The 20,801-nt window shown below is 70.9% G+C and carries 17 protein-coding genes; 7 read left to right on the forward strand and 10 right to left on the reverse strand.

The window, feature by feature from the left end; translation table 11 throughout:
* Window positions 1-70: 70 nt before the first annotated feature.
* On the forward strand, window positions 71-742 hold the full coding sequence (locus tag AOK17_RS11230) for a TetR/AcrR family transcriptional regulator (protein ID WP_055612253.1): 672 nt from the start codon (window positions 71-73) through the stop codon (window positions 740-742).
* Here the strand turns inward: AOK17_RS11230 and AOK17_RS11235 are convergent.
* Window positions 706-1,569: a glycerophosphodiester phosphodiesterase gene (locus AOK17_RS11235; protein ID WP_055612272.1), complete on the reverse strand. Its 864-nt coding sequence runs from the start codon at window positions 1,567-1,569 to the stop codon at window positions 706-708. The genes AOK17_RS11230 and AOK17_RS11235 overlap by 37 nt on opposite strands.
* A gap of 169 nt (window positions 1,570-1,738) precedes the next feature.
* Here AOK17_RS11235 and AOK17_RS11240 point away from each other — a divergent pair, with 169 nt between their 5' ends.
* Window positions 1,739-2,470 carry a bifunctional DNA primase/polymerase gene (locus AOK17_RS11240; protein ID WP_055612254.1) on the forward strand — a complete coding sequence of 244 codons (732 nt, stop codon included), beginning with the start codon at window positions 1,739-1,741 and terminating at the stop codon, window positions 2,468-2,470.
* Between the two features lie 145 nt (window positions 2,471-2,615).
* On the opposite strand, the gene AOK17_RS11245 is transcribed toward AOK17_RS11240, so the two are convergent.
* The 7 genes from AOK17_RS11245 to AOK17_RS11275 all read right to left on the reverse strand — a co-directional run bounded on the left by AOK17_RS11245 (window position 2,616) and on the right by AOK17_RS11275 (window position 10,340).
* Complete coding sequence (locus AOK17_RS11245) at window positions 2,616-3,620, reverse strand: SCO2278 family lipoprotein (RefSeq protein ID WP_055612273.1); 1,005 nt, start codon at window positions 3,618-3,620, stop codon at window positions 2,616-2,618.
* Between the two features lie 127 nt (window positions 3,621-3,747).
* Window positions 3,748-4,596: an iron uptake transporter permease EfeU gene (gene efeU / locus AOK17_RS11250; protein WP_055612255.1), complete on the reverse strand. Its 849-nt coding sequence runs from the start codon at window positions 4,594-4,596 to the stop codon at window positions 3,748-3,750.
* 3 nt (window positions 4,597-4,599) lie between these two features.
* Window positions 4,600-5,979 (reverse strand): iron uptake transporter deferrochelatase/peroxidase subunit, encoded by a 1,380-nt coding sequence (gene efeB / locus AOK17_RS11255; protein WP_079052937.1) that lies wholly within the window; start codon window positions 5,977-5,979, stop codon window positions 4,600-4,602.
* A gap of 28 nt (window positions 5,980-6,007) precedes the next feature.
* Entirely contained in the window at window positions 6,008-7,165 is a 1,158-nt protein-coding gene (efeO, locus tag AOK17_RS11260; RefSeq protein WP_055612256.1) for an iron uptake system protein EfeO, read from the reverse strand.
* Between the two features lie 177 nt (window positions 7,166-7,342).
* Complete coding sequence (locus AOK17_RS11265; RefSeq protein WP_055612257.1) at window positions 7,343-8,176, reverse strand: heme ABC transporter ATP-binding protein; 834 nt, start codon at window positions 8,174-8,176, stop codon at window positions 7,343-7,345.
* Complete coding sequence (locus AOK17_RS11270; protein ID WP_079052938.1) at window positions 8,173-9,336, reverse strand: FecCD family ABC transporter permease; 1,164 nt, start codon at window positions 9,334-9,336, stop codon at window positions 8,173-8,175. Before AOK17_RS11270 ends, AOK17_RS11265 begins: the two co-directional genes overlap by 4 nt.
* A gap of 2 nt (window positions 9,337-9,338) precedes the next feature.
* A complete protein-coding gene (locus tag AOK17_RS11275; protein ID WP_055612258.1) occupies window positions 9,339-10,340 on the reverse strand; it encodes a heme/hemin ABC transporter substrate-binding protein in 1,002 nt (333 codons plus the stop codon).
* Between the two features lie 257 nt (window positions 10,341-10,597).
* Here AOK17_RS11275 and AOK17_RS11280 point away from each other — a divergent pair, with 257 nt between their 5' ends.
* The 3 genes from AOK17_RS11280 to AOK17_RS11290 all read left to right on the forward strand — a co-directional run bounded on the left by AOK17_RS11280 (window position 10,598) and on the right by AOK17_RS11290 (window position 14,334).
* Window positions 10,598-12,058, forward strand: a complete 1,461-nt coding sequence (locus AOK17_RS11280) for an HtaA domain-containing protein (RefSeq protein WP_055612259.1) — start codon at window positions 10,598-10,600, stop codon at window positions 12,056-12,058.
* A gap of 65 nt (window positions 12,059-12,123) precedes the next feature.
* Window positions 12,124-13,599: an HtaA domain-containing protein gene (locus tag AOK17_RS11285; RefSeq protein WP_055612260.1), complete on the forward strand. Its 1,476-nt coding sequence runs from the start codon at window positions 12,124-12,126 to the stop codon at window positions 13,597-13,599.
* Window positions 13,600-13,689: 90 nt separating this feature from the next.
* A complete protein-coding gene (locus AOK17_RS11290) occupies window positions 13,690-14,334 on the forward strand; it encodes a PhzF family phenazine biosynthesis protein (RefSeq protein WP_055612261.1) in 645 nt (214 codons plus the stop codon).
* 29 nt (window positions 14,335-14,363) lie between these two features.
* Here the strand turns inward: AOK17_RS11290 and AOK17_RS11295 are convergent, their stop codons facing one another.
* Both AOK17_RS11295 and AOK17_RS11300 read right to left on the reverse strand, forming a co-directional pair.
* Window positions 14,364-15,008 (reverse strand): response regulator, encoded by a 645-nt coding sequence (locus AOK17_RS11295; protein ID WP_055612262.1) that lies wholly within the window; start codon window positions 15,006-15,008, stop codon window positions 14,364-14,366.
* Window positions 14,993-16,348 (reverse strand): sensor histidine kinase, encoded by a 1,356-nt coding sequence (locus tag AOK17_RS11300; RefSeq protein WP_206190729.1) that lies wholly within the window; start codon window positions 16,346-16,348, stop codon window positions 14,993-14,995. Before AOK17_RS11300 ends, AOK17_RS11295 begins: the two co-directional genes overlap by 16 nt.
* 318 nt (window positions 16,349-16,666) lie before the next feature.
* Here AOK17_RS11300 and AOK17_RS11305 point away from each other — a divergent pair, with 318 nt between their 5' ends.
* Window positions 16,667-17,974, forward strand: a complete 1,308-nt coding sequence (locus AOK17_RS11305; RefSeq protein ID WP_107102358.1) for a serine hydrolase domain-containing protein — start codon at window positions 16,667-16,669, stop codon at window positions 17,972-17,974.
* Window positions 17,975-18,101: 127 nt separating this feature from the next.
* Complete coding sequence (locus tag AOK17_RS11310; protein WP_063997201.1) at window positions 18,102-20,756, forward strand: MMPL family transporter; 2,655 nt, start codon at window positions 18,102-18,104, stop codon at window positions 20,754-20,756.
* The last annotated feature ends 45 nt before the right edge of the window (window positions 20,757-20,801 follow it).

Raw genomic sequence — 20,801 nt, forward strand, 5'->3', positions numbered from 1 at the left:
GGGGCGGCGGGGGCGAGGAAGTGTCGGTCGGCGAGACGGAGCGTCTTGTCGGGCTGGTAAATTTGGAGGTATGGCTCATACGTCCGCCCGGCCCCCGCAGAAGCCCACCCCCGACTCCAGCCGCCGCAGCGAGAAGTCCCGGCGGGCGATCTACGCCGCCGCCCTCACGCTCGTGACCGAGGTCGGTTACCCCAAGACCACCATCGAGGGCATCGCCGCACGCGCGGGCGTAGGCAAGCAGACGATCTACCGGTGGTGGTCGTCGAAGGCGGACGTCCTGCTGGAGGCGTTCATCGACCTGAGCGCCCAGACGGCGGAGGCGACCGCCCGGCCGGAGGTCGTCGGAAAGCAGAGCCCGTACGAGATCCCCGACACCGGCGACCTCGAAGCCGACCTCAAGCTGGTGCTGAGGGCCATGGTCGACGAGCTGCTCGACCCCGCCTTCGAGGCCCCGTCACGGGCCTTGGCGGCGGAGGGCGTCGTCAACGAACAGGTCGGCCGGGAGTTCGTCGGCAAGCTTCTCGAACCCCAGCTCCAGCAGTACGTGAAGCGCCTGCGCGCAGCCCAGGAGCAAGGCGCCGTCCGCACGGACATCGACCCGCGCATCGCCCTGGAACTCTTCGTCTCGCCCCTCGCCCAGCGCTGGCTCCAGTTCACGGGCCCCATCTCGTACGAGTACACGGACAAGCTCGTCGAGTACGCCCTCTACGGCCTCGCCCCACGTGGGCCCGCCGCCCGCTGACCTCCCGCCCGCGCCAGCCGACCCGGCGCGTCCGTGATGATCCCGTCGCAGCCGAGCGCGAGGACGCGGTCGCGCTGTGCCGGGGTCACCACGGTGTGCGCCCACACGCGGGGGACGCCGGACCTGACCGCCCGTACGAGATCGCGGTCGCGGGCCATGTGGTCCACGTCCAGGACGTCCACGAACGACCGCCACCGCTCGGGCCGGTCCGTACGCATCTGCCGTGCCGACCGCCACAACTGCGAGACCAGGCCCATGCGATGGGCCCGCCACGCCACCGCCGGGTGGTTGGAGTTGACCAGCACCGAGCGGGTCAGGCCGCGTGACCTGATCATCGCGGCGAGGGTCGGCAGGCTCCGCGGGTCCTTGGCCTCCAGCATCAGCACCACCCGGCCGCCGAACCGGTCCAGCACCTCGGCGAGCGTCGGTGGCCGCTCGGAACGCCAGCCCCCCGGCAGCCCGTCCTTGGGGCGCAGCCGGACGCCCTCCCAGTCCCGCCGGTCGAGCGCGTCCACCGGGCCGCCCATGTAGGTCGTGCGGTTCAGGGTGGCGTCGTGCATGACCACCATGGTCCCGTCGCGCAGTATCCGGGTGTCCAGGTCGAGCACCTGGGCCGTACCGCGCTCGTACGCGGCCACGAGGCCCGACATGCTGTTCTCCGGCACCTCCCGGGCGCCGCCGCGGTGCGCGGTCTGGACGATGCGGGGGAGTGCGGCCACCGTCAGCGGGCCGGCGCCCCATTCGAGCGGGGCGATCGCCCCGGCCTGTCCCACGAGGGCCAGCGAGGTGAGACCCGCGACAGCCGTCAGCGCAGTCCGTGTGACCATGCCGACACCGTAGGCGGGCAAATCGTCACAAAGTATGCAATGACACTCGATCGATGGCCCGGTCGGGCATCGTCCCGCCTACCCCGGATGTGGGCTCCGGCCCCCCGTGACGCAGGATGGTGGGACCATAGGGCATGCTGTCCGCACAACAGCCAGGGCGAGGGGATCGATGAGCGCAGAGATGGGCCGCCGCTCGGGCGGGCAGGGCAGGATCTCCCAGTGGCTGCGTGGCCGACGGCCTCGTACGGACTCCGGAGACGACTCCTCGGGTCGCGAGGAACTGCTGCTTGCCGCCGCCGGAGCCGGGCTGCCGCTCGCGCCCGCCGCCCATCCCTCCGCCTACCGATGTTCCTGTGACCGTGTCGGGTGTCCCACCCCCGCGCGGCACCCCGTGTCGTTCGCCTGGCAGACGCAGTCCACGACCGACCGGGCGCAGATCGAGCGGTGGGCCCGGCATCAGCCGCTGGCCAACTTCATCACCGCGACCGGCATGGTGCACGACGTGCTGGACGTTCCGCTGGAGGCGGGGCAGGAGGCGCTGGAGCGGTTGCTCGCGCTCGGGGTCGAGGTCGGGCCCGTCGCGGAGTCCGGGGGTGACCGGATGCTCTTCTTCACCGCCACGCGGGGTACGCCCGAGGACGAGGACGAGTGGTGGCCGTGCGAGCTGGACTGTCATCCGGAGACGATGGATGAGCATCCGGGGCTGCGGTGGCACTGCCGTGGGTCCTATGTGCTGGTGCCTCCGGCGCGGTTGCCCGGGGATTTGACGGTGGAGTGGGTACGGGGGCCGGAGCATGCGCTGCCGGATCCTTTGTCTTTGCTTGAGGTGCTTACCGATGAGTGTGCTCGGTATGCGGGGGTGGAGCGGGACCATGTAGCGGCGTGGCCCCTTCGGGGCTGACGCCCCAGCCCCCTGCCCCTAAAAGCCAAAAGATTGCGCAGTTCCCCGCGCCCCTAAAAGCCAAAGACTGCGCCGTTCCCCGCGCCCCTGAAAAGCTAAAAGATTGTGCCGTTCCCCGCGCCGCTGAATAGGTGGGGCGGCCTCTCTACTCGCCCTTCGCCGCCGTCAGGCCCTGGATTCTGCCCAGGAACTCCACCTGTTGGTTCGCGGCGTCCTTGGAGGGGTCCAGGACTGCCTGGTTGGAGATGGATTCCAGGGTCAGGGACTGTTTGGGGTCGCCGGTCATGAGGGCCTTGACGTCGGCGTTGGTGACGTTGATCGGGACGCCCTGGGCCGCTGTCTGCTTCTGGTAGTGGCGGGTGGTGAAGAAGACGAGGGCGCCGCCGGTGGTGGTGCGCAGGGCCACCGGGGCGTAGTCGCCGGAGGCCAGGGGCTCGTCGATGTACTGCTGGGCGAGGCCGGGGCGGCTCGCGCTCTTCGTGCGGTCGGAGCGCCACTTCGTGGTGTGGGTGCCCGCGGCGAAGGTGTCCCCGCCGTCCTTGAGGTAGGTCGCGTAGTCCTGGGGGAGGTCGCCGGGCGAGACCGCCAGGTCCGCCGCGGTCGCCGTGACCGGTTCCGCCCAGCCGTCCTGGTCCTTCTTGAAGTCCGGCACCTCTTCGGCGGCCACGATCGTCAGATACGAGACCTGCCACACGTCGTCGGCGTCGCCCCGGGTGAACACCAGCAGCCAACGGTCCTCACCGCGGCCCTTGTTGGCCTTCGAGTCGGTGACGAACCAGCGCGGCCAGCCGGCCTTCTTCGGGATCGTGAACTCGGTGTCGCTCAGCTCCAGCGGCACGTAGTCGGGGTTGCCGCCCGGCTGGTTCTTGCCGCCGGCCTTCAGCTTCGCGCCGTCGATGTCCCCGAGGGCACCGGTGACCCGGTCCGCGTCCAGGGACGGGTCGTTGGCGCCGTTGGCCTCGTTGTAGGCGGCCGTGAAGTCCTTCAGCGCACGCGCGGCCTCGGTCTTCGTGGCCCCGGGGAGGACCTCCCGTTCCCCGTGCACCACCACACACCCGCTCGCCGTCACCGACAGCACGGTCACCGACGCCGCCGTCAGCGCGCTCCGGCCAAGCCTGCGAGGCCTACGTGGGCCGTGATCCCTGCTCATCGGTACCGTCACCTTCCCCTTCCCGGAGGGGAACCCTACCGGGGCCGGGGAGCACGCGGACGGCGGGATCACGTACCGCGCCCGCACTGTGATCCAGCGCGCCCCGCCATGTCCCCAAACGTCCCTGTCAGACCTCTTCGCGTACCGGCGCGGCCGGCCTCGCCCTGTCCTTGCCCGGCCGTGAGGGGGCCAGGAAGAAGGCGAGGGTCGGTACCAAGTACAGGGACCACACGACGACTTGGAGGACCGTCGGATCCGGCTGGAAGTTGAAGACGCCCTTGAGGAGCGTGCCGTACCAGCTGTCCGGCGGGATGGTCTCGCTGATGTCGAAGGCCTTGTTCGTCAGCCCCGGCAGGAAGTCGGCCTCCTGGAGGTCGTGGAAGCCGTACGCGAGAACGCCCGCGGCCACGACGACCAGCATGGCGCCGGTCCAGGTGAAGAACTTGGCGAGGTTGATGCGCAGGGCGCCCCGGTAGAAGAGGTAGCCCAGCACGACCGCCGTCGCGATGCCCAGCAGGACGCCGATCAGCGGGCCCTCGGTGCCGTCACTGGACGCGCGTACGGACGTCCAGACGAACAGGGACGTCTCCAGGCCCTCGCGGCCCACGGCCAGGAACGCGGTCGCGACCAGCGCGCCCGTGCCCATCTGCAGCGCCGCGTCCAGCCTGCCGTGCAGGTCGGTCTTGAGATGGCGGGCCGTACGCCGCATCCAGAAGACCATCCAGGTGACCAGGCCGACCGCGATGATCGACAGCGAGCCGCCGAGCGCCTCCTGCGCCTCGAACGTCAGCTCCTGGGAGCCGAATTCGAGCGCGCATCCGAAGCCGAGGGCGAGACCCACGGCGATGGCGATGCCGATCCAGATCGGCTTCAGGGCGTCCCGCCGGTCCGTCTTCACCAGATACGCGATGAGGATGCAGACGACGAGACTGGCCTCCAGGCCCTCGCGCAGACCGATCAGATAGTTCGCGAACACGGCCTACGCCTCCTTGGAGTCGGTGGAGTTCCCGGAGCCATCGGACTCCTTCGAGTCCTTGGAGTCCTTCGAACCCTTCGAGAACAGGGCCCGGCCCCACCAGTCGTCCTTGTCGCGGACGCCCGGCGGGACCGCGAAGACCGCTGAACCCACGTGCTGGATGTACTCGTTGAGCGCGTCGGCCGCCAGGCTCCGCTGCACCGGGATGAAGCCCTTGCGTACGTCCCGCTGGTACGCGAGGAAGAACAGGCCCGCGTCCAGGCGGCCGAGACCGTCCGTGCCGTCCGTGAAGGAGTAGCCCCGGCGCAGGAGCGTGGCCCCGGCGTTGGTGTCGGGGTGCGCGAGCCGTACGTGCGCGTCGGGTTTCATCGCCTTCAGGAACGGCTTGTCCCGCTCCTTGGCCTTCCCGACCGGAGCGCCCTCGCCCTTGTCACGGCCGAAGATGTCCTCCTGCTCCTGGAGGGAAGTACGGTCCCACGTCTCGATGTTCATGCGGATGCGCCGGGCCACGAGGTACGAGCCGCCGACCAGCCACGCCGGGCCGTCCTTCTCCTCGACCCACACGAACTTCTTCAGCCGGTCCGTCTCCGTGCCCGCGATGTTGCGGGTGCCGTCCTTGAACCCCATGAGATTGCGAGGGGTCTGGGCCTCCGGTGTCGTCGAGGACGTCTTGCCGAAGCCCAGTTGGGACCAGCGGATGACGACCTTGCCGAAGCCGATCCTGGCGAGGTTGCGGATCGCGTGCACCGCGACCTGCGGGTCGTCGGCGCAGGCCTGGACGCACAGGTCGCCGCCACTGCGGTTCCCGTCGAGGTTGTCGCCCGCGAACTTCGGCAGGTCGACCAGGGCTTCGGGCCGCTGCTGCGCGAGGTCGAACTTGTCGAACAGGGACGGACCGAAGCCGATCGTCAGGGTCAGCCGCGACGGCTTGAGGCCCAGCGCCTCACCGGTGTCGTCCGGTGGCGCCTCGGCCAGACCGCCGTACGCGCCCTCGCCGACCGCGTGCCCGGCGGTCATCCGCCGCGCGGCCTCGGTCCAGTCCTTCAGCAACTGGACGAACGCGGCCCGGTCCGTCGTCTTCACGTCGAACGCGGCGAAGTGCAGCCGGTCCTGCACCGGGGTGGCGATGCCCGCCTGGTTCGTGCCGTGGAAGGCGACCGCGGCGCCCGCAGCGGCGGCGGTCGGTTCCGTGTCGTCGCCGTTGCGGGTCATCGCCACCGCACCGCCGGCTGCGGCGGCCCCGAGCGCGAGCCCGGCACCGCCCCAGCCGATCAGTGAACGCCGCGACGGGGTACGGGAGTCGGCGTCCCGCCTCCCACCGCCGGGCTCCTCGGCTTCCGCCGCGCCCGTTGTCGTGTTCGTCGTGTTCGTGGTGTCCGTCATGGCGCCAGGGCCCCTCTTACGTAACGTCCTACTTCACGACGGCGGCGGCGAGCTTGGACAGCGGCTCCGCGAGCGCGTTCACCGCGTCGGAGAGCTCCTTGCGGTCGGCCTTGCCGACCTTGTCGTACGAGGTGAAGTCGTAGGAGGTCTTGTCCTCGCGGTACTTGTCGAGAAGCGTGTTCAGCGCCGCGAACTGCGTGTCGAGCTCCTTGGTCAGCGCCGCGTCGTTCTCCGAGGCGACCGGCTTGAGCAGCTCGTACGACTTCTCCGCGCCCTCGACGTTCGCCTTGAAGTCGACGAGGTCGGTGTGCGAGTAGCGCTCCTCCTCGCCGGTGACCTTGCCGGTGGCGACCTCGTCGAGGAGTTCCTTGGCGCCGTTGGCCATCGAGGTCGGGGTGATCTCGGCCTTGCCGACCCGCTTCTGCCAGTCGGTGAGGTCCGTGATGAGCTGGTCGGCGAGCTCGGAGTCGCGGTCGGTGAGCTTCTTGTCCTGCCAGAGCGAGCGCTCCAGGCGGTGCCAGCCGGTCCAGTCCTTCTCCGGGTCCTGACCCTCCTCCAGACCGTCCTCGCGCACGTCGACCTTCGGGTCGATGTCACCGAAGGACTCGGCGACGGGCTCGGTCCGCTCCCAGCCGATGCGCGAGCCGGCGTACGCCTTCTTCGCGGCCTCGATGTCGCCGTCCTTGACCGCCGCCGCGAAGGCCTTCGCCTTGGGCAGGGTCTCGTCGGCCTGTTCCTGCGCGTACTCGCGGTAGGCGGCGACGGCCGAGTCCAGGCGCGGGTCGCGCTTGGCGACCTTGCCGGAGCCGGTGGCCGTGACGTCCTGGCGGATGCCCTTGCCCTTCATGCCCGGCTTGCAGGCGATCCGGTAGTCGCCCTCCTTCACCTCGGCGGTGACCTTCTGCTTGGTGCCGGGCCCGATGTTCTCGCGCTCGGTGACGATCCGGTCGTCCGGGAAGAGGAGGTAGACCTCGGTGACCTTGGAACCCTTGTTCTCGATGTCTATCTGGACGTGCCCGGCCGGGAACTTCGTCGTCGACACCTCGCACTTGGAGTCCGTGGCGGTCACCTTGACGACGCGGTCGTCGCCGCCCGAGGCATCGCTCTTCTCGGTGCAGCCCGTGACAGCGGCCAGCGCCGCCGCGGTGGCGGCAGCGGTGACGACGGAGAGTCGAACGGCTCGCATACAGGCTCCAAGAGGGTCACAGGGGAGGCACAGGTTCTCGGTGAGGCTGCCCTAACTTATCTGAGGCTTACCTGACCGAAAGCTGTCCGTCCAGTGATTCAGCTCTCATTGGTGATGCAGGAGCACGGCTTGATCACGGCGGCTCAATCCGCCCCCCACGAAACGGTCAAAGACCGGTCAAGAACCCCTCACCGGGGCCACCAGGACCTCGCCGGTGCGTGGATGCGGGAAGACCTCGACCGGCTGTTGGTAGACGTCCGAAAGTAGTCGGTCGGTGAAGATCTCGGCCGGCCGTCCGTCGGCCACCGCACGCCCGGCGCGCAGGATCACGACCCGGTGCGCATAGGCCGCCGCGAGCCCCAGATCGTGCAACACCACGACCACCGCGTCCCCGGCGTGCGCCCTTGCGCGGCAGACCCGGAGCACCAGTTCCTGGTGGCGCAGGTCCAGGGCGGCGGTCGGTTCGTCGAGCAGCAGCAGCCGGGTGCGCTGGGCGAGCACCCGGGCGAGCGCCACCCGGGCCCGCTCGCCGCCGCTGAGCGCCGAGAAGGACCGGCCCGCGAAGTCCGAGACCTCGGTTGCCGCCATGGCCGAGGCCACCGCGGCATCGTCCTCGCCCTCCTCCGGCCGTCCGGCCCACGGCGCCCGGCCCATCCGTACGACCTCCTCGACCGCGAACGGGAAGGAGAGCGCGGCGGACTGGGGGAGTACCGCCCGGCGCAGGGCCAACTCCTGCGCCGACCACTCGGACGCCGGGCGACCGTGGACGCGTACGACTCCCGCGGCGGCCGGGAGATCGGCGGCGAGCGCGCCCAACAGGGTGGACTTTCCCGCCCCGTTGGGCCCGACCAGGGCCAGCACCTCGCCCGCGCGGGCGGTGACGTCCACGCCGGACAGCACCTCGCGGCCACCGAGCCGGACGTGCAGGGCCTCGGCCTCGGCGAGTACGTCGCCGGGGTGCACGGGGCCGGGAGACGCGGGCTTCGAGCCGATCAGTCCGAGCAGCTTCATGCCCAACCTCCTTGCCTGCGACGGGTCCTGCGCAGCAGCCAGAAGAAGAACGGGCTGCCGAAGAGCGCGGTGAGCACCCCGAGCGGCAGCTCGGCGGGCTCCACGACGGTACGGGCCGCGAGGTCGCCCGCGAGCAGGACCACCGCGCCGCCGAGCGCGCTGCCGGGGATGAGGAAACGGTGGCCGGGGCCGGCCGCCATGCGCAGCAGATGCGGGATGACGAGCCCGACGAAGCCGATGACACCGGAGACGCTCACGGCCGCGGCCGTCAGCAGCGCGACGACCAGGATCAGCACGACACGCAGCCGCTCGACGTCCACACCCAGATGCCGGGCGGGGCGCTCGCCGAGCGCCAGCAGGTCCAACTTCCGTGCGTAGAAGGGCGCCACGGCCAGGCCGAGCGCCGCGCACGGCAGCACCGCGAGCACCTTCGGCCAGGTGGCCTGGGAGAGCGAGCCGAGCTGCCAGAAGGTGATCTGGTTCACCGCGGCGGTGTCCGCGAGGAAGATGAACAGGCCGATCAGCGCGCCCGCGAAGGCGTTCACCGCGATGCCGGTGAGGATCAGCGTCACGACCTCCGTACGGCCGCCCGAGCGGGACATCGAGTACACCAGCAGGGCCGTGCCGAGACCCGCCACGAAGGCGAAGGCGGGGAGGGTCCAGTTGCCGAGGAAGTTCAGGCCGAGCGAGATCGCGGCGACCGCGCCGACCGCCGCGCCCAACGAGACGCCGATGACGCTCGGTTCGGCCAGCGGATTGCCGAACACGCCCTGCATCAGCGCGCCCGCACACCCCAGCGAGGCGCCGACGAGCAGCGCGAGCACGATCCGCGGGAAGCGCACGTTCCAGAGCACGGACTCGGGGACCCGGGCGAGTTCGTTGCCGCCGACTCCGGCCCGGTGCGCGATGGACGACAGGACGTCACCCGGCGATATCTCGTACGCGCCGAGCCCGGCGGAGGCCAGGGTGAGGAGGCCGACGAGGACGGCCAGGGCGACGGTGAGCAGCCAGGGGGCGCCGCGGCGGGGCCCGGCGGGCCGTTCACGGTCGGTCGACGCTTCCGGCGCCGCGGCCTGCGCCCCGGCCTCAGTCCCGGCTTCCGCCCCCGCCTCTGTCCCCGCCTCTGTTCCGGAATCGGGGGCTGCGCCCTTGTCGGTCACGGTCACTTGGCGTCCCCGTACAACTGGTCGACCAGGGACTTCAGTACCTCGTCCGTGCGGGGGCCGTAGTTGAGGAGGACGCCGTCCTCGATCGAGACGACCCGGCGTTCCATTCCGGCGGGGGTCTGGGCGACGCCGGGGATCTTGACGAGACCGTCGATGCCGCCGACGGACTCGAGGCCCTTGGACATGACGAGGATCGCGTCGGGGGCGGCCTCGGCGAGGGCCTCCGTGGTGATCGTGGTGAAGTCCTTCTCCAGACCCGACTCGGCGCCGCCGTCCACCGCTCCCGCCGCTTCCAGCAGCGAGGTGGCCCCCGAGTCCTTGCCGCCGATCAGATAGACGGAGGCGGTGCCGCGGAGATAGAGGAAGGCGACGCGCGGCTTGTCGGTCTTCTTCGGAATGTCCTTGCGCACGGCGGCGATCCGGTCCTCGGAACGCTTCGTGAGCTCCTCGCCGGCGGCCGGTACGCCGAGGGCGCGCGCCACCGTCCCGATCCGCGGGCCCACATCTTCCAGGCCCTTCGCAGGGTCGACGACGAGCACGGGGACACCCGCGTCGCGGATCTGGTCCATCGCCTCGTCGGGCCCGGTGGTGGTCTCGGCGAGCACCAGGTCGGGCTTGAGGGACAGGACGCTCTCCGCGGACACGTCGTGGTTGCGGGTGACCACCGGCAGCTTCTCCGCCTGCGCGAAGGTGGCGGTGATGTCACGGGCGACGACCCGGTCGCCGAGGCCCAGCGTGAACACGATCTCACTGAGACTCCCGGACAGCGGAACGATCCGCTCGGCGTCCCTGACGGTGACCTTCCTGCCGTCGGACGAGCGCACGGTGACCGGGAGTTGGGGGACCGGGGTGTCGGCCAGCGGCTCGACGCGGTCGGCGGCGGTCGTGCTCCTGCCGGCCGGCTCCCTCTCCGCCGAGCCGCCGTCGTCGGAGGCGCAGCCAGCCGTCACCGTGAGTGCGAGCACCGCCAGCAGTGCACCTGCCACTCGTGTACGCATGCGTCGCACGGTCGCGTAATTCCTTTCGGTCGGATCGGTCTGCGGTTCCTCGGTGGGACAGGGCGCCCCGTCCCACCAGGGGCGCGGGGAACTGCGCGACCAGCCCCCACGGTCCGCAGCCCAAGAAGGACCCGCAGTCCCCTCTTCTGTCTCATCCGGTGCTTCCCGCATCGGAAAATCTAGCTTAGGTTAGCCTTACCTTTCTCGCCAGAACCGCCCAGGATCCGGCCAGATCCCGCCCCTCCCGGAGGACCTCCATGCCCTCGCGCCCGCCCCTGCGCACCTACGTGACCCTGCTCTGTGCAGCAGTACTCGCGGCGCTGCTGCCGGCCGGAACGGCCCAGGCGGCAAGCCGAACCGTGCAGGGCGGCCGTCTGGACTGGGGCATCAAATCGTCCTTCCAGAGTTACGTCACCGGCCCGATAGCGAACGGCAGTTTCTCCCTCACCGGCGGCGCCGCCACGGTCGGCGGCAGCCAGTTCCGCTTCCACTCGGCGACCGGCACGTACGACGGCACCTCGGGCGCCTTCAACGCCGGCTTCTCAGGCGGTGTCCACTTCCTCGGGCACAAGAAGGACGACGGCACGTATCAGCTCGACCTCACGATCAGCCGACCCACCGTCCGCCTCTCCGGCAACGGCGGCACCCTGTACGTCGACGTCATCAGCAAGGCGAAGGGCACCGGGACGGTCACGACGTCCTCGCAGGTGCCCTTCGCCTCCCTCTCCCTGGGCGGCATCAACATGAAGGGCGGCGGCAACGCGGTCCAGTTGAACAACCTGCCCGCCACCTTGACCGCCCAGGGCGCCAAGTCCTTCGCCGGGTACTACACGGCCGGCACCGCCCTCGACCCGGTGAGCCTCTCGGCGGACGTGAAGGCCGCTGCGGCGGCCGAGCCGTCCCGCACGCCGTCCCCCTCCCCGTCCAAGTCCAAGGCGAAGAAGGAGAGTTCAGGCCGGATCGAGAACGGCGCCGTCGACTGGGGCGTGCGCCGGACCTTCCGCGAGTACGTCACCGGGTCCATCGCCAAGGGCGAGTGGAAGCTCACCGACGGAGCCCAGGACGGCGGCGCGCTCTTCCGCTTCCCCGAAGGGGCGGGCACGTACGACGAGAAGAAGCAGACCCTCGACGCGACCTTCGCCGGAGCCGTCCGCTTCACCGGCGAACAGGGCCTCGACCTGAAGCTCGGCGCGCTCCGGGCCAAGGTCACGGACGACGGAAAGGGCACGCTCTACGCCGACGTCACCAGCGCGGGCGGCACGGGCGGCGCGGACACGGGCAGTACGGCCAGGACGAACGGCACGACCAAGAAGGTCCCCCTGGTCACCTTCACGGCCAAGGACTTCAAGCCCGAGGACGGCCTCGCCCTGGTGACCGAGGCGCCCACCAAGCTCACCGCCGACGGTGCCAAGGCCTTCCGCGGGATGTACAGGGCGGGCACGGAGATGGACCCGGTGTCCCTCGCCGTCGCCCTGACCGACAGCGCCGAACTGCCCGCCCTGCCCGACCTGGGCAGCGCCGAGTCGGCCACCCCACAAGCCGCTGCCGCCGAGCCGAAGACGGCCGAGCCGAAGGCCGAGGCCACCGCGAGCGATTCGGACGTACCCGTCCTGCCCATCGGCCTCGCGGGGGCCTCCCTGATCGCGGTGGCCGCGGCCTTCGTGATCATCCGCAGGCGTCGTGCCCAACCGGCCGCAGACGCTCCCGAAGAGAACTGAACTTCCCAGCGCTGTCCGCGAGTTGAGCGGACTCCCACACACTGAACCGAGGAGAGCCCACGACCATGGCCGCCAACCGTCGCCGCCCCATAGCCCTCGCCGCAGCCTGCGCGACCGCCGTCACGCTCGGCGCCACCGCGCTCGCCGCGACATCCGCGTCCGCCGCCGAAGTCCCGCTCAAGGGCTACGAGTTCACCTGGGGCATCAAGCAGTCGTACCGCACGTACGTGACCGGGATGGCGGCCGGCAGCTTCACGCCCGAGGGCGGCGCCACGCAGGCCAAGGACAACGGCGCGTTCACCTTCGTCAACGGCACCGGGACCTACGACTCCGAGGCGCACACCGTGGCGCTCGGCTTCGAGGGCAGCCTGAAGATCGTCTCCAAGCTGCACGGCTTCGAACTCGCCCTGTCCGACGTGAAGTTCGACAGCAAGGCCGCGAGAGTCACCGCGGACGTGACGAAGAGCGGCACGACCCAGCAGGACGTGCCGCTCGCCGAGGTCACCGTCACCCGCACGATGACGGACATGGCGACCAAGCTGACGAAGGAGGCGGGCGATGTTTTCGGCAGCTCCAGCTACTCCGGCGCCGCCGGTGACCCCCTGACGGTCGTGGAGAAGAAGACCGAGTCGCCGACCCCGACACCCACGGGCTCCACGACCCCCTCGCCCACCCCGTCCACGACGCCGTCCACCACCCCCTCGGGCACCCCGTCCACCACCCCGTCGCAGACCACGAGCCCGACCCCCTCGGGCACCGGGGCCGCCACCAAGGGCGAGATCACCGACGGCACGCTCGGCTGGGGCGTCAAGCAGTCCTTCCGTACGTACGTGGTGGACGGTGTCGCCAAGGGCAAGATCACCGTCTCCGGTGGCGCGGCGCAGGCGTCCGGCAACGGGATCTTCACCTTCCCCGACGCCACCGGCACCTACGACACGGACGAGGACACCCTCAAGGCCGCCTTCAAGGGCTCGGTCAACTTCAAGGGCCATGAGACGAACGGCACTTACGGCCTCGACCTCACCCTCAGCGACCTCAAGGCGGAGGTCGACGGCGGCTCCGGCAAGCTGACCGCCGACGTCGAGAGCCTCGGCAAGAAGTCCGCCGACGTGACCCTCGCCGAGCTCAAGCCCAAGTCCGCCGACCTGACGGCCAAGAACGACGTCATCACCCTCGACGACGTCACCACGACCCTCACCAAGGCCGGCGCCGAGGCCTTCGGCGGCTTCTACCAGGCCGGCGCCGAACTCGACCCGGTCGACCTCTCCGTCGCCCTGTCCGACGACGCCGAACTCCCGGACCCCGACCCGACGTCGTCCAACGGCGGGACGGGCGGCACCACGGGAGGGACCACCGGCGGCACCACCGGCGGCGCGGGCACGACGGGCTCCACCACGGGCGGGGTGACGGGCGGCCTCGCCTCCACCGGCTCCGACGTCCCGGTCGGCGCCCTGGGCGCCGCAGCCGCGGCGACGGTCGCGGCCGGCGTGGGCGTGGTGTTCGCGGTACGCCGCCGCGCGACGGACGCCACCCAGGCCTGACCGGACCGACGACAACCGGCCGCCGCCCCTGCCATCGGGGGGCGGCGGCCGGATGCGTACGCACCACTCCTGTAGTGCTTGAATGCCCGCGTGACTGATTACGACGTGCTGCGGGTCTTCTGCGGACCGCGCGGTGAGTACGGCAACGAACTCGGGGTCGTGCGGGACGGTTCCGTACTGCCGGAACGGGACGAGCGACAGGCGTTCGCGGCCAAACTCGGGTTCAGCGAGACGGTGTTCGTGGACGACCCCGAGCGCGGGGTCATCGACATCTACACACCCAGCGTGCGGCTGCCCTTCGCCGGCTACCCCTGTGTCGGCGCGGCCTGGCTGCTGGACGTACCCGAACTCGTCACGCCCGCGGGCGTGGTGGGCACCCGCCTCGACGGCGAGTTCAGCTGGATCGAGGCCCGCCCGGAGTGGCCGGAGCCGCGCACACTCCGCCGGTACGGCACGGTGGCCGAGGTCGACGCCCTCGAAGTGCCCCCGCCCGGCGAGTGGATCTACGCCTGGGCCTGGGAGGACGAGGCAGCCGGCCGCATCCGCGCCCGAGGCTTCCCCGGCCGCGACGACGGCATACACGAGGACGAGGCCACCGGCGCCGCGGCCCTCCAACTGACAGCCCAACTGGGCCGAGCCCTGAACATCGTCCAGGGCACGGGGTCCCAACTCCTCACAGCCCCCCAGCCGGAGGGCTGGGTGGAGGTGGGCGGCAGGGTCTTCCTGGAACGCTGACGCTTCAGGAGCGGCCCCGCCCTTGGCTTTCAGCCTTCCAGATAGGCGAGGACTGCCAGGATCCGGCGGTTGTCGTCCTCGGACGGTTCGAGTCCGAGCTTGGTGAAGATGTTGTAGCTGTGCTTGCTGACGGTCTTCTCGCTGACGAACATCCGGCCGGCGATGGCGGCGTTGGTGCGGCCCTGGGCCATCAGCGAGAGCACCTCGTGCTCACGCGGGGTCAGCTCCAGCAGGCGGGGGTCTGCCGAGCGGTGGGTGAGGAGGGCGCCGACCACGTCGGGATCCATGACCGTACTGCCGGCGGCGACCTGCCGGACGTTGGCGACGAACTGGCCGACGGCCATGACCCGGTCCTTCAGCAGATAGCCCACCGCCCCGGCGCGGTCCGAGATCAGCTCCCTGGCGTACAGCTGCTCGACGTACTGCGAGAGCACCACGACGGGCAGGCCGGGGATCCGCTTGCGTACGTCGATCACGGCGCGCAGGCCCTCGTCGGTGAAGGTCGGAGGCAGCCGCACGTCGACGATGGCGACGTCGGGCCGGTGGGTCGTCAACGCCCGGATCAGAGAAGGGCCGTTGTCGACGGCGTCGACGACCTCGAAGCCGTTGGCCTGGAAGATCCTGATCAGACCCTCTCGGAGCAGGGCGAGGTCCTCGGCTATGACGACGCGCACGGCAGCGACATCCTTGTCTCGGTGGGTCCGCCGGGCGGACTGTCGACGGTCAGGGTGCCGTCGAAGGCCGCCAGGCGGCGCGCGATGCCCCGCAGGCCGGTGCCGCCGTCGGGACTGGCTCCCCCGCGGCCGTCGTCGGACACCCGCATCGTCAGTAACCCGGCCGTCGTACCCGGGTGGGGTGTGAACTCCACGGCGATCTCGATGCGCCCGGCATGGGCGTGCTTGATGGCGTTCGTCAGGGCCTCGGCGACGGCGAAGTAGGCCGCGGACTCGACCGGCGCGGGCAGCCGTCCGGGCAGGCGGGTGACCACCGACGTCGGTATCGGGTTGGCCAGGGCCAGGGCCTGCAGGGCGCCGTCCAGGCCGCGGTCCGCGAGCACCGGCGGATGGATGCCGCGTACCAGGTCCCGCAGTTCGGCCAGGGCGTCGGAGGTCGATGCACGGGCCTCGGCCAGCAGCTGCTGGACGGCCTGTGGATCGTCGGGCAGGAGTTGTTCGGCCAGACCCAGGCTCATGCCGAGCGACGCCAGCCGGGCCTGTGCGCCGTCGTGCAGGTCCCGTTCGATCCGGCGCAGTTCGCCGGCCTGGGTGTCGACGGTCTCGGCCCGCGAGGCCGCCAACTGCGCGACCCGGGCCCGTAGTTGTGCCTGCGCGGTGGGTGCAAGGAGGGAGCGGATCACCAGGGCGTTGAGGTTCGCCAGCCGTTCGGCGGTGGTGTACCAGAGCAGGAGGAACACCGGGCCGAGCGGGACCAGCGCGAACGACTTCTGGACGCTGTCCAGGCGAAAGCCGTTGCCCAGCGGCGTGCGGAACACCTGGGGCGGGGTCAGCGTGTACAGCAGCGGATAGGTGAGATAGAAGACGCCGGCGAGGAAGAACACGAACGACAGCCCGTAGGTGAACCAGCCGGTGACCGAGTTGGCCACCAGCCAGGCCCAGTCCCGCCAGGTCGCCGGGTCGCGCAGGATCGCCCACAGCCGTACCGGCCAACCGCCGTCGGATGCCGGCGCGTAGGGCCGGGCCACCGGTTCACCGAGTCGGTCGGCGGCCCACTGGCGGTGCAGGTCGGCGAACCAGCGCACCAGGACGGTCGACAGCAGGGCCAGCGGGAGGCCGACCCCGAGCGCGACGACTGCCACCGAGGTGATCCAGAGCGTGGCCAGGCCGAAACCCAGGACCGCGCCGAGCAGCAGCACCAGCGACCAGCCCAGCAGGTTCATCCGCAGGGCGAGACCGGGACGCGAGGTGAGACCGGCGCGCGGGCCGACACCCGTCCCAGGACGTTCCCCCGACTGCGGTGTGCCACGGGGGGAGTGGCGCTCGCCGGAGTAGGTCATCGCGCTCCATCGTCGTGCGTCGGTCGATCGTCGTGGGCCGGTCCATCGTTCGTGCCTCGGTGCCTCGGTGCCTCGGTGCCTCGGTGCCTCGGTGCCGCGTCGACCGGCCGACCGGCCGACCGACGCCAGGCCGCCGTCACGGGCCAGAAGTCGATGATGACCGGCCGGCTCGCGTCCGCGCACTGGGGTTATCTCCACCATCGCGGGGGCCCAGCACCCGTGTTCCTCGTCCCCGTCGCCGGGAGGCTGGAGCGGTCGATCGACCCAAGCCCCATCCCCAAGACCCATCCCCATGCCCCATGCCCAGGAGGACACCTCATGCCCCGGAACACTCCCCGTTCGCGGCCCGCCCGGCACGCATACCTGACGCTGGCCCTGGCCGCGGCACTGACGGGTACGCTCACGGGCTGCCAGGCGGCCACCGCGGCGCCGGACACCGCCCACACCCCGACCGGACGAGCCGGCGTGGCGGCAGCCCAGAAGGACCGACTGGCAACGCTCGCGCAGCGGGACGTGAACGCCGGAGCCCCCGGGGTGATCGTCCGGGTCGACAAGGGCAACGGGCGGCCGATCGAGATCGCCCGGCAGGCGCCCTGGACCCGCGCCGACCACACCCTTGCCGCCGACGACCAGTTCCGGATGGGCTCCAACACCAAGACGATGGTGGCCACCGTGGTCCTCCAACTGGTCGCCGAACACCGGCTCAAGCTGACCGACCCGGTCGAGAAGTGGCTACCCGGCCTCATCCCGAACGGGGCCGCGATCACCGTACGGATGCTGCTCAACCACACCAGCGGCCTGTTCAACTACCTCATCGACCCCGACGTGTTCAAGGCGTTCACCGGCCGGGACACCAGGGCCTGGACGCCCCAGGAGCTGATCGCCGCCGGCGTCCGGCACGACCCGCTGTTCGCACCCGGCACGGACTACTCCTACAGCAACACCAACTACGTCGCGCTCGGCCTGATCGCCGAGAAGGCTACCGGACACACCCTGGGCGACCTGATCCAGCGGCGGATCACCGGTCCGCTCCGCCTGAAGAACACCTACCTGGTCACCGGCTTCGGCAAGACGAACAACCCCCGTCTCGCCCACGGCTACGAACCGGACGCCGACCGCCTCGCCCCGCTGCTCCCCCCGTACGCGCCCGCCGGGACCGCGTTCGCCGGCCCGGAGCGGTCCGCGGGATACGTCGACACCACCGGGATCAACGCCAGCACGCTGTGGGCCGCCGGAGGCATGGTCTCCAACGCGCAGGACTGGGCCCGCTTCTCCGGCGCGCTGAACTCCGGCAAGCTCCTGCCGCCCGCCCTGCTGAAGGAGATGCGCACCACCGTCGCCGAGGAGGCCGAGTTCCCGAACCGCCGGTACGGGCTCGGTCTGGAGGAGGTGTCCACTCCCTGCGGCACTGTCTGGGGCCACAGCGGCCAGGCCGCCGGCTACTCCAGCGAGGACTACACCGACGCCACCGGCCGCCGTACGGTCTCGGTCTTCACCACGACCATCTTCGGCATCGCGAATCCCAAGGCTGCCGCCGCCAACCAGGCCCTGGTGAACGCCGCGGTCTGCACCATGCTCGACAAGCCGATCCCCGCCACACCTGCGTCCGCGCCGACCGGCTCCTGAGCCCCCACCGCACCCGCGTCCCTGCCGGCTGACCCCTGAGCCCGACACAGCCGCGCCGACCAGTGCGTGCCGGCCGTCCCATTCCACTCTCCTTCCACCTCCGCACCGCGAAGAAGGTTGTTCAGCCATGTCCGCACTAGCCAGATGGTGCTTCCGGCACCGCCTCCTCGTCGTCGGGATCTGGGCCACCCTGCTGGTCGCGCTCGCCGTGCCGTACGCGACGCTCGGCACCAGCTACTCCGACGAGTTCAGCCTGCCCGGACTGGAATCGTCGAAGGCGCAGGCGCGGCTCCAGGCGTCCGAGCCCCAACAGGCCGGGGACAGCGACCAGATCGTGGTGCACGTACGCCGCGACGGGTCGATCCGGGACGCCGCCGTCCGGCAGAAGGTGACCTCGATGCTGGACCGGGTCGAGGCACTGCCCTCGGTCGTCTCCGTGACCAGCATGTACGGCCCCACGGGAGCGCCCCGGATCAGCAAGGACGGCAGGACCGCCTACGCGACGGTGACGTTCGACGCGCAGGCCGAGCGGATACCGGCCGCCGACGTCACCCGGGTCATCGACACCGCGCAGGCCGCGCGTGACGCGGATCTGCAGGTGGAACTCGGCGGGCAGGCCGTCAGCCTCGCAGCCGAGGGCGAGGCGCAGGGCACCGAGGCGATCGGGCTGGTCGCCGCCGGTATCATCCTCTTCGTCGCCTTCGGCTCACTGCTGGGCATGCTCCTGCCCCTGCTGGTCGCGGTCGCCGCGCTCGGCGCCGGACTGCTCGCCGTCGGGCTGACCTCGCACGTGATGACCCTGGGCACCGACGCTCCGACGGTCGCGGCCCTCATCGGGCTCGGAGTCGGCATCGACTACGCCCTGTTCATCGTCACCCGCCACCGGACCGGCCTGCGGAACGGCCTGGCACCCGAGGAGGCAGCGGTACGCGCACTGAACACCTCCGGGCGGGCGGTGGTCTTCGCCGGACTCACCGTCGTCACCGCCCTCCTGGGCCTGCTCGTCCTGCGGATCGGCCCCCTCACCGGGATGGGGATCAGCGCCGCGACGGCCGTCCTGTTCACGGTGATCGCGGCGGTGACCCTGCTGCCGGCCCTGCTCGGCCTCTTCGGCGGCAGACTGCTGAACAGGCGTCAGCGGCGAGTCGTGACCACCCGGAACGCGGGGACCGGTCACCCAACCACCGGTCACCCAACCACCGGTCACCCAGGGACCGTTCACCCGCCCCTGAACACGCAACGGCACGCAACGCCAATGCCCCGGAGCCGCTGGGCCGAGCAGGTCGAGCGTCACAGAACCCTGTTCGCCCTGGCCGCGCTCCTTGTCGTCACCGTCCTCTCGCTGCCGGCGCTGTCGCTGCGCCTGGGGACCTCGGACGCCGGGAACGACCCGAAGGGCACCACCACCAGAGCCGCGTACGACCTGCTCGCCCAGGGCTTCGGCCCCGGCTCCAACGGCCCGCTCGTGCTGGTCGCGCAACTGGGCGCGCCCAGTGACGCGTCGGCCCTGAACAGGCTGGTCTCGGCCGTGCGCAGTACTCCCGGGGTGGCCTCGGCAACGGCCGGGCCGGACACCGCGGCGACCGGACTGTCCGTCATCGAGGTGGTGCCGACCGGCGCGCCGCAGGAGGAGACCACGAGCGCCCTGATTACCCACCTGCGCAAGGACGTCGTACCAGCCGCGGAGCGGGGAAGCGGTCTGACGGTGTACGTCGGCGGCACGACAGCCGCCTCCGACGACCTGGCCGGCCTCCTGGCGGGCAAACTGCCACTGTTCCTCGGGGTGATCGTCGGACTCGGCTGTCTGCTGCTGATGGTCGCCTTCCGCAGCGTCCTGGTGCCGCTGACCGCCGCCGTGATGAACCTGCTCGCCTCGGCCGCGGCCTTCGGGGTCGTCGTCGCCGTGTTCCAGTGGGGATGGGGCTCCGAACTCCTGGGCCTGGGGAAGGCCGGTCCTGTGGAGGCCGAGCTTCCGGTGATCATGCTGGCGATCCTCTTCGGCCTGTCCATGGACTACCAGGTCTTCCTGGTCAGCCGGATGCACGAAGAGTGGGAGCAGACCCGCGACAACCACCGCGCCATCCGCATCGGTCAGGCCGAGACCGGCCGGCTGATCAACGCCGCCGCCCTGATCATGATCTGCGTGTTCACCGCCTTCGTCCTCGGTGGCGAGCGGGTCATCGCCGAGTACGGCGTGGGACTGGCCGCGGCCGTCGCGATCGACGCCTTCGTCCTGCGCACCGTGCTGGTCCCGTCACTGATGCATCTGCTGGGACGGGCGAACTGGTGGCTGCCCGCCTGGCTGGAGCGGATCCTGCCGCGCGTGTCCATCGAGGGCGCGCCCTCCCGTGAACCCGACCCAGTCCCTGTCGTGCCTGTCGTCCCCGTGCCCGACAGGGCCGCTCGGGCAGAGCGCACGGCGGGTGCTCACCACATGGGGGTGGCGACGACCGCGGGCCGGCCGGCGGTGGTGCCGCCGAGGTCTCGGCCCGGGCCGACGCCACGGCAGGACAGCGCGCCGCGAGCTCCGAAGTCGGTCGCTGTGGCGTACCTGTGGTGGTTCTTCCTCGGCCTGTTCGGGATGCACCACTTCTATCTCGGCAGGGCCGGCCGTGGGCTGCTGCACCTGTGCACCCTCGGCATCTGCGGGCTGGGCTGGCTGGCCGACGCGCTCACCCTGCCCCGCCAGGTCCGGAGCGCGAACGCCCGCATCGTCCGGCAGGACATCGCACCCCGCGCCGACGCCACGGTCGCCCCGGCCCTGGACGACCACGTTCACTGACCGGCGCAATCGCCGGTCCGCCCCCGCGCACCCGCAGCCGACAAT

The organism is Streptomyces phaeochromogenes (assembly GCF_001418655.1).
In the GTDB taxonomy this organism is placed as follows: Bacteria; Actinomycetota; Actinomycetes; order Streptomycetales; family Streptomycetaceae; genus Streptomyces; species Streptomyces phaeochromogenes.